General features: G+C 41.6%; 11 protein-coding genes. All 11 read right to left on the bottom strand.

Annotation, left to right across the window (positions count from 1 at the left end):
* Window positions 1-15 precede the first annotated feature (15 nt).
* The 11 genes from tssE to KO511_RS05390 all read right to left on the bottom strand — a co-directional run bounded on the left by tssE (window position 16) and on the right by KO511_RS05390 (window position 12,681).
* A complete protein-coding gene (tssE, locus tag KO511_RS05440; RefSeq protein ID WP_215986465.1) occupies window positions 16-426 on the bottom strand; it encodes a type VI secretion system baseplate subunit TssE in 411 nt (136 codons plus the stop codon).
* 60 nt (window positions 427-486) lie between these two features.
* Window positions 487-1,962, bottom strand: coding sequence for a type VI secretion system contractile sheath large subunit (tssC, locus tag KO511_RS05435; RefSeq protein ID WP_215986464.1), 1,476 nt, complete (start codon window positions 1,960-1,962; stop codon window positions 487-489).
* A 9-nt stretch (window positions 1,963-1,971) separates the two neighbouring features.
* Window positions 1,972-2,481, bottom strand: a complete 510-nt coding sequence (gene tssB / locus KO511_RS05430) for a type VI secretion system contractile sheath small subunit (protein ID WP_215986463.1) — start codon at window positions 2,479-2,481, stop codon at window positions 1,972-1,974.
* Between the two features lie 26 nt (window positions 2,482-2,507).
* Window positions 2,508-4,061 (bottom strand): type VI secretion system protein TssA, encoded by a 1,554-nt coding sequence (gene tssA, locus KO511_RS05425; protein WP_215986462.1) that lies wholly within the window; start codon window positions 4,059-4,061, stop codon window positions 2,508-2,510.
* A gap of 3 nt (window positions 4,062-4,064) precedes the next feature.
* Window positions 4,065-6,059 carry a serine/threonine protein kinase gene (locus tag KO511_RS05420; protein ID WP_215986461.1) on the bottom strand — a complete coding sequence of 665 codons (1,995 nt, stop codon included), beginning with the start codon at window positions 6,057-6,059 and terminating at the stop codon, window positions 4,065-4,067.
* A 200-nt stretch (window positions 6,060-6,259) separates the two neighbouring features.
* Window positions 6,260-7,210, bottom strand: coding sequence for a hypothetical protein (locus tag KO511_RS05415; protein ID WP_215986460.1), 951 nt, complete (start codon window positions 7,208-7,210; stop codon window positions 6,260-6,262).
* Window positions 7,207-8,190 carry a DUF2169 family type VI secretion system accessory protein gene (locus tag KO511_RS05410; protein ID WP_215986459.1) on the bottom strand — a complete coding sequence of 328 codons (984 nt, stop codon included), beginning with the start codon at window positions 8,188-8,190 and terminating at the stop codon, window positions 7,207-7,209. Before KO511_RS05410 ends, KO511_RS05415 begins: the two co-directional genes overlap by 4 nt.
* A complete protein-coding gene (locus KO511_RS05405; protein ID WP_215986458.1) occupies window positions 8,171-9,499 on the bottom strand; it encodes a hypothetical protein in 1,329 nt (442 codons plus the stop codon). Before KO511_RS05405 ends, KO511_RS05410 begins: the two co-directional genes overlap by 20 nt.
* A 19-nt stretch (window positions 9,500-9,518) precedes the next feature.
* Complete coding sequence (locus tag KO511_RS05400) at window positions 9,519-10,013, bottom strand: hypothetical protein (protein WP_215986457.1); 495 nt, start codon at window positions 10,011-10,013, stop codon at window positions 9,519-9,521.
* On the bottom strand, window positions 10,013-12,091 hold the full coding sequence (tssI, locus tag KO511_RS05395) for a type VI secretion system tip protein VgrG (protein WP_215986456.1): 2,079 nt from the start codon (window positions 12,089-12,091) through the stop codon (window positions 10,013-10,015). Before tssI ends, KO511_RS05400 begins: the two co-directional genes overlap by 1 nt.
* Before the next feature lie 71 nt (window positions 12,092-12,162).
* Window positions 12,163-12,681 (bottom strand): Hcp family type VI secretion system effector, encoded by a 519-nt coding sequence (locus KO511_RS05390; protein WP_215986455.1) that lies wholly within the window; start codon window positions 12,679-12,681, stop codon window positions 12,163-12,165.
* Window positions 12,682-12,683: the final 2 nt, after the last annotated feature.

The following is a 12,683-nucleotide window of genomic DNA, read 5'->3' as shown; positions in this document are numbered from 1 at the left end:
ACATTTCTCCTAACTTTAAACATTGAACTTACCATCAACGCCCATAAACACATTGATAGACATTGGGACCTGACCGCCGTTATGGCTTACCTCACCAGTAATACCAAAACTAAGCTGTAAGGGATTATGAAAGTCCTGACGATACGTAACTTCAATATTGCCAAGCCTTGGTTCAAACTTGTAAATCGTCGCACGTATATTCTGTTGAATATGGCGCACCAAGTTTGATTGACTCGCAAGAACATCATTGAAATCAGGAAGACCATAATCATTGTCTATCATTGCATTCCCAGCATGAGTATTAAGTAAATCTGCAAGATGGATATGGATTGATTCAATTAGATGTTTATGAGACACCACTTTTTCATAGCAGTTTTTTGGTTCACCTAATTCAATACGCTCAAGTAATCGATAACCTTTTTCCATACTTAACCTCAAAAAGAACGGCCAGAGTCCTGGCCGTTCGTTATTAATAACATACTAGATTTACTGGTCTAGTTTCCCGACCAAAGACAGATCGAAGCTTGCACCCATGTATTTGAAGTGTGGACGAACAGACATAGACACTTTATACCAACCTGGATCGCCTTCGACATCCGATACTTCAACCTTAGCGGCGCGAAGAGGACGACGACCACGTACTTCTGCTGGGGGATTTTCCTGATCTGAAACGTACTGACGAATCCACTTGTTCAGTTCAATCTCAAGATCTGATCGTTCTTTCCAAGAACCTATTTGCTCACGTTGCAGCACTTTTATATAGTGCGCTAAACGGTTAATAATGAACATGTAAGGTAGCTGAGTACCTAACTTGTAATTCATCTCCGCGTTCTTCCCTTCCGGCGTGTTCGGGAAAACCTTAGGCTTTTGGATTGAGTTTGCGGAAAAGAAGGCAGCATTATCAGAGCCCTTACGCATAGTCAGCGCAATGAAGCCTTCCTCAGCTAATTCGAACTCACGACGATCTGACACTAAGATTTCAGTTGGTATCTTAGTTTCAATCTGTCCCATAGACTCAAAGTTATAAACTGGTAGGTCAAACACTGAACCACCACTTTGAGGTCCAATAATGTTTGGACACCAGCGATATTTCGCAAACGATTCGCTGATCTTAGACGCCATTGCATAAGCTGAGTTACCCCATAAGAAGTTATCATGGCTATCAGTAACTAGCTCATCGTAATCAAATGCTTTGATTGGATTATCTTCTACAGAGTATGGGTTACGTAACATGAAGCGAGATGTACATAGTCCAAGGTAGCGCGAATCTTCATGTTCACGTAAACCACGCCATTTAGTGTACTGCGGCCCTTCAAATACCGACTTTAGGTCTTTCATGTTTGGCAGTTCTTCATAACTATCTAGACCGAAGAACTTAGAAGACGCCGATGTAATAAATGGTGCATGAGACATAGCGCCCACACTGGCCATGTATTCCATTAACTTAATATCAGGACTTGATGAACTCAACTGATAATCACAGACTACCGCAGCTACAGGCTTACCACCAAATTGACCATATTCACGAGTATAAATTTGCTTGTATAGACCAGATTTCACCACTTCTGGCGCATCTTCAAAGTCATCTAATACTTCGTCTTTTTTCGCAGAAATCAATTCAATAAGAATATTTTCACGAAAATCCGTGTGATCAACCAAATACTTCAATCCACGCCATGTTGATTCAATTGCTTGAACTTCTTCATTATGAAGAATTGCATCAACTTGCATTGAAAGCTTCTGATCAATCTCACCAATCATGAGGTCAACCAAAGATTGCTCGACCTTTTCGGTTGCGTTGCTGCTCAGTAACTCACTAATAAAAGCTTCAACGCCACGTTTTGCAACATCAAAACCTTCATCAGATGGCTTTAGCCGTGTTTCATTTAAAATACTGTCCAAAAGGGAACCGGAATCAGCTAACGCCGCTTCTTGTTCTGGTGCTTGTGCTTCTGCTGTCATAGTATCCTCTTATTCAGCCTTTTCAGCGTCTTGATCTTCACCAATGCTGAGTTCTTCGAGTAATTTTTTACGAGCATCTTCATCCTGAAGAACTGCAGCAATCTTTTTACGGAAAGCCGGCACATTGCCCAGTGGGCCTTTTAGCGCAACCAATGCTTCTCTTAACTCAAGCAAGCTTTTAAGTTCAGGGACACTCTTAGCGATAGATTCAGGTGAAAAGTCTTTCATGTCCTTGAACGTTAGATTAACGCCAAGCTGGGCACCTTCTTCATCACTTAGACGATTTTCAACATTAACTTTCAAGTTAGGCGCATAACCTTCTAGAACCTCGTTAAAGTTGTCCTTATCAATGTTGATTGGCATACGTTCTTCAATTGGTGTCTCGTCAGAACGAGCGGTGAAATCACCGACAACCATCATATTCAGCGGCAGTTCAACGTCTTCTTGCACATCACCAGTCGCTGGAACATAACGGATATTAATTCGCTCTTTAGGAGCTACCGAGCCATCGCGTGACATATTTAGTTCCTTATCTAATTGTATTGTTAGTTGTAGATTGACTCCCACTTCTCAAACTTTACTGGCAGCAATTCCCTGGATGGATAGAGCTGATTAAGAATCTTTTTAGATAAATCATCTAGTTGTAAAGAGAGGTGTGGTTCCCAGCTGAACAGGTGCATTTCATCTCTAACAAACCATAACTTTTCAAGATAAGGTAAACATAGAGCGTAAAGACCAACAGCTTGGTAAGCTTTTACGATTTGTAAATGCAACATAAATTGCCCTCGCCCAGTACTATCTAGCACTAAGTTTTGAGCGATTTCTGCTACGCGTTCTCCCAAGTTTTCGAGAGTTACATCGTCCATAGATACCAAGTCACTCTCTGCCAAAACGGCGGGTTGGGCAGAACCTAGTTTGGCTGCACTAGGCTGACTCAACCACTGAACTGTGGCTTCGTTAGCAAATGGTATCGAATTTTTAAATGAAAGGTGTTCTATACCCGGTAATGAATGAGCGAAGTTGCAAACTTCCTCATACACAGCTTGCGCTGTATCCTCTAGGTTTAGATTTTTCAGCATCTGATATATATAAAAATGCCCAGTCAACCAAAAAGGGGCATCCGTCAGCGTCTGCTCAAGACGTTTAATAGTATCAATATCACTTTCTTGTTTCGCTTTATCACGGTATTCAGCCTGTTTATCTTGGGATACCGCAAGAATCAACAATGTCTCGTTATTTTGGTGATCAGGTAACTCTTCAATATCTAACCAGGTAAGATGACGATGAATACGATACGACAGCGACAACTCGGGGTCAGCAGCAAGGATCATTTCCGCCACTTTCTTTAGTGTTCGTCTTGATGCGGTAGGAGAAGAAAAATCAGTATCTATATCTATTTCGTTAGTCTGACGTGGTGATGAAGCTGATACCGCTGTCTTAGGTAATTCTCGTTTCGGCTCAACGGATTTTTCTATCGGCTGACGAGTATCATCAAATTGAACGGTTTCCTCAACATTAGGAGAACTATACTCGCCAGCGGATGCCGAGTGTAACTCGTCTGAATTTAAGGATAGTGATAAGCGATTTAACTCACTTTTTAATTCAAAAAAATCGGCTTCCGAGTCTTGGAAAATTTCATCAAAATGACGTTGGATATTTTCAACAGCATCACTGCACTGGGACACCATTTCCCATGTTATCTGCTCTATCTCTAACTTAGGCAACGCGAGTTTCAACTGGTGATTTAACCACTCTACAGCGCCATCCCTACCTCGCTTTCGTCGCGGATATAGATCAGCACCAAAACAACTTAACGCTTCACATATCAGGTTTAGACCCTTTTCCAATCCAGCAATATGTTGGCTTTCCACCATCGCACGCGTGAGGTAGCACATCGCTTTAAAGTCTTTACTATGTTTGCTTAACACTTCAGTGGCATTATCAGCTACAACTTTCCAATCAACCGTTTCACCGAACAATGAACCGAATTTTTTGACTTCGGCCTCCATGAGTTCAAAACTAAACTCATAACGTGCATCCTCTCCGACAGGACAGGCTGTACTGATAGGTTCAAGAAGTGTTTTGATATCTTGGTTCACAGCCTAACTCCTCACAGCCGGCTGGTAGTCACTGATGGCCCTTTGAACGGCAAGAGCACCACGAGCTGGTTTGGATTTCTGGTGGCTTTTTCGAATGGCATCCTTAGCCATATTGTTAAGTAGCTCTGTCACCTCACCAAATTTTTTTGGAGCATTTACCTGCAAATCAGTCAGTGAAGCATCCAGTTTTGCGTTTTCAAAAATCGATTGCTCTGTAACAGTGCTAAACAAAATGTATTCACTGCGAGCCACTTTAAGAGCTCTGATCTTTGCTGCCAATTCCGGAGTATTGCCATAAAACTGTTTAGCAATTCCCGCTTGGTCAATCGCACGAGAGTAATAATGTTGCTCAGCACTCACATCAATAGACGCATACACTTTTTCTAGTAACGTTCTTGGGAGCACTTGACTGTAGTAGTATGATTCTGCTTGGTGGTTCGCCCAAGCAGATTTCATATAATCATCAACTGCTTTTGCTTCGCCACTCAGTATTAGGCTAGCCAGTTCAGTGTCTTGCCGTCCCATATAATTAACCATGACCTTCACTTGGCCATTTACACGATTAAGATTAGCCATCACTTGGTTCAATGACCGCTGCGCTTTAGCAAACAATACTCCGTCATTATTTAAATTGGCCTGTAATGTGACCAAATCTGAACGGATTTCCTGTAAGATTTTTGGCATGTTAGCGGCAATACTTCGTCTTTCAATCACACTTTCTTGATTGTCTTGATAAACATCGTGCAGTTTTCTCTGTTGAACCTGATACGCTTCTTGGTAAGGCGCCATTAAGACTACATCGTTCGACAGATCGTCCAATGCATATTCAATTTTCCAAGGAGGCTGAGCAAGGAACGAAGCAGTTTGAGCCGGTTTAATCGTTTTGATTGTTGTGACTGATTCTGTAAACCCTGATTTTGGTGACGGCTTCCATTCCGGTTGTAGATAGTCATACATATAGGTACCGCTGACCGAAAGCACAGAGGCCACCAGCACCGCTTCTAAATATTTAAAACGACCAAGGGAAAACTTATCGGTTGCACTATGATGGGTCAGAACAAGGTCAGCGTTTCTCAGGTTGGAAAATAAAGGTGCACTATTGTCTGATTTAAGGGCATCTGTATCTATCCTTGCCAAGGCTTGAGCAAAAGAAATCGCCGTATAGCCATGTGACCGAGGTTTATTTAGTACATTTTTAAGTAACAGCCAAACATGTTTAGGAATTAAGTGACAACGTTTTTTTTGTCCCAAAAGTTGACGCCAGACATCCCCATAGGTAGAGCCTAAGAATAAATGTCCCGTTAATAATGCCAAAGAATAAACATCATCTTGTGGTTTAGATACACCACTTTCGATGTACATTGGTGACGCATAGTTCATACTCACTTCAGCCACGCTTTGCGCTTCACCTGAGTAACGAGCAGCACCAAAATCGATTAGCTTAACGCTATCATTTTCACCAACCAAAACATTTGCAGGCTTAATATCAAGATGACACACACCTCGAGTATGCATATATTCAAGGGCGCCAGCCAATTGGTAAACAAGCCACGCTATATGATCATGGCGAAAGCCTTTTTTGCTATGCCTTTCAATTTTTTTAGCTAACGATTCACCATGTATCCACTCGTACATAATATAAGGGCGATCAAACTCATTACCCACTTTAATAAAGTCGGCAACACTCGGGTGCTGAGATATTTCGAGTTTGCTTGCTTCACCAATCAACTGAGAATGTTCGTGGCTCGAAGTCCCTTCATTGGCGACTTTGCAGCAGACCTGTTTCTCAGGTTCTCCCTGCTTGGCCAGATGATAAAGGGTTGTATTGCCATTTTTTGATGGAAATGATTCCAGTACATCAAATTGAGAGAATAAGACATATTCCAGCTTAGGCTTATTGCGCTGTGCTTCTTGATGCTCTAAATGTTTTTTTCTCTCAATAGCTTTATGAACTAATTGATTGATATAGCTATCGCTTGACCCATTTTGATCAGACACGTTTTACTCTTTAGCCAGCTGATAATATTTACTAGATGAGCATATTAATTATTTTGAATATTACTTTTCAACTAGGTAAAAATAAAAAGCACACTATATCTAGTAATTTAGTCAGAATGACGGTGAACTAGGTATAATACGTGACTCTTTTGCCGCTTTTTTAAGGATAAAACTATTAACTAATCAGGTTCAAAGAACGTTTAATTATAATCACAGAGTGACATTTTTAATAATCCACGATCACCACAGGTATCAAACATAAGTAAGGATGCGCTATCAGAATACCTATGAATACGAGTAAAAGCACTAAGCAATACTAAAGCTGATGCCTGCCCTAAAGTACCCCATAAATCATTAATTAAGTGAGGTTGCTGAGGGTTGTCAAACTTCTCGGCTCGTGCACCCAAGGCAAATCCATAGTCCTCACTATGGCAGCGTGAATTATGCATATCCGAGTATACACGGCCTAAATGTTGATAACTGCTCGATGCTTTGCGCACAAGCCGCATCATTCCTCTACGGTCATTACATCCCAATTCGGAAATAAAATATTCTAGCATTGCAATTGGCTGTAATTTAAGTGTCTCAATAATGTTTTTTCTAGTAAAAATAACACCAGCCCCACCTTCACTTGGGATCATTCCCCATGGATTTTGATTGCCCAATACTTGGGATTGAGAAATAAACTGTTCAAGTTCACAAAAAAGTGAATCTGCCGCAATAGTGATAATGGCATCGTGAATATCAAGTAATTGCAGTGACTTTTCGATAAACCTTGGTCCACTTGAATGAAAAACTTCGACTTTTGACAACCATTTAGAATGATCACTATCTTCTACCCAGGTACTTAACTGTACGGCATCGATTGATTCAGGTACCGAGATAAACACTGGCACTGGTTTAAGCATTTTGGGTAACTTATTTAGCATCGAAGTCAGTAACAAATCGATAATTTCAATTAGTCTTTTGGGCTTATCTTCTGATTCAATAAAGCTCACTCTAGAAAAAGTATATTTATCACCATTATCCATTTGCAGCTGATTGAATCTAGCTAAATCCGCGTTGGCAACGGCCAACGATAAATCGAGGTTCATTCCCATCGGAGTAACAACGTCAGCATCCAGCACAAAACGACCGAAAAGATGGCTCATATTTCCTCCTGCACCTGAGAAACTTTAGAAGAAATCAGCAAATGTTCTTTTCCTTGGCAAGGAAAAGATGCGCTATAACTTAGCGTTAGACTCATAGATTCCGTATCAACGAACACAGTATGTATTTGCATCGGTAAACAAAGATTTTCTTCACTGAAGCTCGCACTCGCTAAATACTTTTCTACAGGAAAACGAAATGAGATTACCTCATCATGATTAAAACCACTCATCATTAGTCTTTCTCCTCCCACTAAAAAACCATCGCACTGCTGATCTGAAGGCGCAGATTGATAGAATTTTGGATTAAAGTCTTGAGGAAGAAGTGGCCGACGATGCTCTTCCCAATGCGCATCAAACGTTCCACCATATTGAGTTCTTTCAGCGAAGAATGGAGCAATTGGACCAAGCCCCGCCACTCTGACATTTTTACTATTTGGCGCCCATTCTTCACTGGGAAAAAAAACACTAGGGACCGGTTTCTTGAGTAACTCTGCTGTACTAGATGCAATACCGCAACCCACACGATTTCGTTCGTCACCTCCAAGAGCTTTGCCATAGTGTATGTCTGCTTCAACAAAAGGTTGAGGGTTTGAAACCGTTACAGTACCTCCATGTTGAACCCATAATCGCTCTCCATGAACCGAAATAGTTTTATCAATATGCCCATCAATCAGCAAGCGACATTCGTGGTACACTACTGGTCGCTTGGCATAACTGCGAGCTTTACCATAAACCAATACATCTGTATTTTGTTTTGTCACTGGAAATTCATGATCTATTTTCATCACTGAAGACCCTGGCTCCCCAAGATATACTGGATCATCGTAAATACTCTCGGCAGCTACTTCTTGCCATTGTTTATCAATCAAATCCCATTGACGCTTTGCCGTAAGAACCCATATTTCATGCCCATCTACATCACGTTGGAATCGCCCTTTAATAAGTAGGCCTGCTGTATGCTCAATATCCCACAGTTGCATTCTGGTTCCTTAGGTTAAATCTCTCTAAAGCAGCGGTCTGCTGTTGCAGTTTATCAAAAAGCCAATCTTGCTGGTATGACGGCATTGCCCAATGCCAAGGCATATAAACACGGCCATGCATACAAACCTGACGCCAAAGCCATATTCGGTACCGTTCTGGAACCAGTGGGTGTTGCATTGCACTTAGGCTAGATTGATAGCTGAGTTCTTTGCCAAGCCGCATAGGGCTTCTGATATAGTGCTTATCCTCACTACACCAGCTATGTACTACTTCTTTTGCTTCATTCCAGTCATACTCAATACCCAATTCGTTTGGTTTGAGAGGGAATCTATCACCATAAACTATATACAATGCAAACAACCACTCCTCACCCTCGTTTTCATCATCATCACCAAGAGTAGTGAAGTACTCAAGAGCAATTTCTAGCCATGAAGGCTGAGCACAAAGGGCTAGTTGAATAGGTGCCATTTTATTACTAGGAGTAAATTGACGAAATTCTCTCAACTCAAGCAACTTAGCGTAAGTCATTACCTTATCACTGGTTAAAGTGGACTCATCCGTTCCAAAACGCTTTCTAAACCAAGTACCTCGGTCATGTTTACATAGCAATAACTCAAATAGATAGTTTTCGTCATTTTCTTGGATACTTATCCATTCAATACTTTCTTCAACATCAAATTTCGCCAACGTTTTATGCACTTGAGGCTCATCGAGAGATTTGTTCTTAAGCCAATGTTTGGTAAGACCAATACTTAAGGTTTGACGACGCTTGAGTAAATCAAAGCACCAATGCGTAACCCTCCCCCCTCCTTCTATGAACTGCGCTACGATCAAATCTAAATTAGCTGCTTTCGATCTTAGAAACATCAGCATTGCAATGTCTTCGTCGATCTCTTGTGCTCGATGTAAAGCGTTATAAATATGACGTAATTCATGAGAAAATTCTAACTCAAGCATTAACCAAATAAACAGTTCTGGTGACACATCTTTCTGCTCGTAGACAAGCCCTGGGTGGATCTTAAACAGAGCAATATAGACTTGTTTTAGCTCCGCCATTTCCCGCTCCACTAATCTCAGGTAATCCTGATTTGTAGCAGGGTAGCCGTTGCGGTGTATACGTACCCACTGACGAAATAAAAAGGAAAATGATTCACTAGCAAGTTGGGATTTCTCACGACAAAACTGCAACCAGTTAGGCTTTAGTTGTTCAAGATCGGCAATACTGGTGTGTAATGACTCGATCGCTTGATCGAAATCTTGTTGGCTTAACGCATGATTAAGCTGTTGAAGGGTTATTCTTTGTCTCATGGTCAAACATCTGCCATCATCAATTTATCGCAATCGTACCGCCAAGAATTTTTTGAGCCTTATTTGCTTTTGAAGTCACATGCTCAGCATGGGTTGTTACGCTCCCTTCTTTGCCACGAAAATAGGTTTTTGCATCTCTACTACTGATAACCAATTCATCTGTGCTGTCGAGCATCAGCTTATCGGCACTAATCGCTAACGCTTTACCATCATCTAACAAGGAAAAAAACAGATCCGTTACTACGGGTAAAGTCAAATCTTGATTAATAAACTCAATTCGACAACGGACTTGATTATCGATTGCCTGCTGAAGCTCAGACTGACCAAAGTGACGTCCTAATCTAGCCCAAATAGGCTGATCGATAGGATTATCAGCAAAGTTTACCCTGACGCTGTTCGTTGCTTGGTTAAAATCAACTATACGACCAAAACAGGAAAAGCAAGCCGATTTCTCGGCTTGCTGCAGTTCTTGATCAAATAACTCGGTATCGATATAGGTTTGCTGCTGTTTCATTAGTTAATTGCCACATTACCACCTTTGATAACCACCTTATCGCTACCTTCGACCGTAATAGACACTCCTGACAATTTAATGGTGCCATCACTATTCATGACCAGTGATGAAGCCCCCGTCTTAAGTACAATCTTATCACCGCTAATAACCTGAGTCGCTGCGTCCGCTTTGTAGGAAGTGTTCCCTTTCACCGCAACCGTTAAGTTACTGCCAACAGTCAAGTTATCATCTGAGCCAATATTCGCCGACCGTGAGGCACCAACCGTCAAATTACTGTTTTCACCCACATCCAAATCGTCATTAAGACCTATTTTAGTGGTACGGTTATCACCAATAGAAAGAGTTGAGTCATTCTTAACTGTCTGTGTTTCATTGGCGTTATAGGTGACGGTCACGTCTTGTTCAACCGTTTCAGTAAATGTACTGTTCACCTGAGTAGTTTTATGACCATCGATAGTTTCTTTATGATCACCATGAACTTCGTTGGTTTGGTGGCGACCAACCTTTAAAAACTCATCTCGTCCTATGTCACGGAATCGATCATTAAGCACCTTAGTCGACATATCTTTCTGAGCATGGATATAAATCTCTTCCTGATTTGCTTCATCTTCGAAGCTCAGCTCATTATATCCTGTGCCTTTGTGAGTTTGAGTGCGAAAAGTAGTACGAGTTTTATTTTCAGGCAGAGCATATGGAGGGTAATGTAATCCATTGTATACCGCACCAGTAATTAATGGACGATCAGGATCGCCTTCTAAGAAGGTAACCACCACTTCGTGACCAATACGGGGCAAATAAACAGCTCCCCATGTTGGCGCTGCCATTGATTGGCTTACTCGGATCCAACAGCTCGCATGCTCATCATTATTACCGTAACGATCCCAATGGAACTGAACCTTGATTCTGCCTAAAGTATCGGTATAAATTTCTTCACCCGATGGCCCAACAACTACTGCGGTTTGCGGGCCATCGACCATAGGAGCAGGCAGTTTAGGTGCTTTAAAAATGACATCACGTGGAATACAGATAAACTGGTTTTCATAAGTGGTTGGTAAACCACTATTTTCATCTTCATGAACTTGAGGATCATGACCACTGTGAACAACCGATAGCATCGTATAGTCACGGTTAATTGCACGACGTGGATGATCGCTAATATTAAAGCTGTAACCTGGAGTAACACGCATTATGCTTGATGCGGCCTCGATCTGCTGATTATCCACTTGATGATCAGCTATCCACTCAGAAGCTCGAATTTGACCCATTGAAGGTTCAACATAACGCCCAGGATAATCAAATTGTTTTAGGTCTTGATCTAAAGGCCCTTCACTCGCCACTTCCTGCGGCGTCTTAGGATGTTGATAGTTGTAATCACTATACGTGGTACTGCCCGTTCGCACTCGATTGATTGCTGTTAAATCAAAAATATGCTCACGATCTGCCACCCCACCTGCATCAGAATGATAAACAAGAGGCCCAAGGTGCGACGCATTCAGAGGCGTCGTTATTAGTTCAGGTATGGCATCATTACTATCAACAATGACCATAGTGTGATTAGCTTCTGTATGCTCAAAGTAATACCACATACCATGTTCAGCTAGCAGGCGCTGAACAAAATTACTGTCACTTTCTCTGTACTGAAGCACATAATCTTTTGGCGGGTAAGTACCTGAAATATCAAGTCTATAATCGGTGACAGACGCATCATCTAGCACCTGAGAAATGATATCTGGCGCAGAAAGGTTTTGAAATATTCGGCAATCTTGCCTTTGAGTCATAAACCAAGCCTGCGGTACCAAAACTAGTTGATAACGCGCAAAACGTCTTCCTTGCCCGACAAAACGCACTTCATTTACCACACCATGAAATAGGCGTGCAGACCCCATACCCTGTCCGAATAAAGTGAGTAAGGCAGGTTTTCGAATTAACTCATCAAAAGTAATATCAGCATCAAGTGAAAGTAATGAAAGGCTAACTTGGAATGGCTTAGACAGCTCTTCTGTTACTTGAAAGCTTTCAACGCGAAATTCATGGCCAGTACCCTGAATATCAAATTTAAATTCTACGTCAGTTGTCATACCTTTTACCTGATACAAATAATAAAATTAGGGCCAACATATGCTGGCCCAATACTCTAACGAGTCGGCTATTACGCTTCGCGTGGAGCACGCCAATCGTCATTACCACCTTTACCCATCACTTCGTGAGTGACTTCAATTGCGCGGTAAGTGAAGCTCAATACTTCTTCAGTTACACGGTCAGAAGTTGCAGCATCCTGACAGTGAGCCATACGAGTTTTCATGTCTACTAGTAATGCATCAACAAGCTTAATTGTGTAGTAGTGCTCTTGCTTACCTTGGATCGAAGTACGGTAAAAATTGATGTTACACTCAGGCAGTTTCTCACCAGATACTAGTGCGTTGAAAAGTAGTGGTGAACAGCAGTCTTGTACTTTAGTAACCACAACAGGCTTATGTACACGTTGACCTGTAGGCTGACCACTTTGTGGGTCACGTGGAATAGTCAACACGTGATCAAGTTCCTGTACTAGGAACTCATCTTCGTGGCCTTCTTGCCATGAGTTGCCCACTGATTCTGCAGTGTAAGCACTTTTTGTGATATCGCCTTGAGTTTCGCCTTTAATAGACATATACGCTGGAGTTGGCATCT

Origin of the sequence: Vibrio hepatarius, assembly GCF_018860525.1 — a bacterium.
Lineage (GTDB): Bacteria > Pseudomonadota > Gammaproteobacteria > Enterobacterales > Vibrionaceae > Vibrio > Vibrio hepatarius_B.
This window is presented reverse-complemented; position numbering and strand designations above follow the sequence as displayed.

Excerpts from the sequence above, each read along its gene's own strand:
- tssE (WP_215986465.1), bottom strand. The coding sequence starts at position 426 with ATGGAAAAAGGTTATCGATTACTTGAGCGTATTGAATTAGGTGAACCA.
- tssC (WP_215986464.1), bottom strand. The coding sequence starts at position 1,962 with ATGACAGCAGAAGCACAAGCACCAGAACAAGAAGCGGCGTTAGCTGAT.
- tssB (WP_215986463.1), bottom strand. The coding sequence starts at position 2,481 with ATGTCACGCGATGGCTCGGTAGCTCCTAAAGAGCGAATTAATATCCGT.
- KO511_RS05415 (WP_215986460.1), bottom strand. The coding sequence starts at position 7,210 with ATGAGCCATCTTTTCGGTCGTTTTGTGCTGGATGCTGACGTTGTTACT.
- KO511_RS05410 (WP_215986459.1), bottom strand. The coding sequence starts at position 8,190 with ATGCAACTGTGGGATATTGAGCATACAGCAGGCCTACTTATTAAAGGG.
- KO511_RS05405 (WP_215986458.1), bottom strand. The coding sequence starts at position 9,499 with ATGAGACAAAGAATAACCCTTCAACAGCTTAATCATGCGTTAAGCCAA.
- KO511_RS05400 (WP_215986457.1), bottom strand. The coding sequence starts at position 10,013 with ATGAAACAGCAGCAAACCTATATCGATACCGAGTTATTTGATCAAGAA.
- tssI (WP_215986456.1), bottom strand. The coding sequence starts at position 12,091 with ATGACAACTGACGTAGAATTTAAATTTGATATTCAGGGTACTGGCCAT.
- KO511_RS05390 (WP_215986455.1), bottom strand. The coding sequence starts at position 12,681 with ATGCCAACTCCAGCGTATATGTCTATTAAAGGCGAAACTCAAGGCGAT.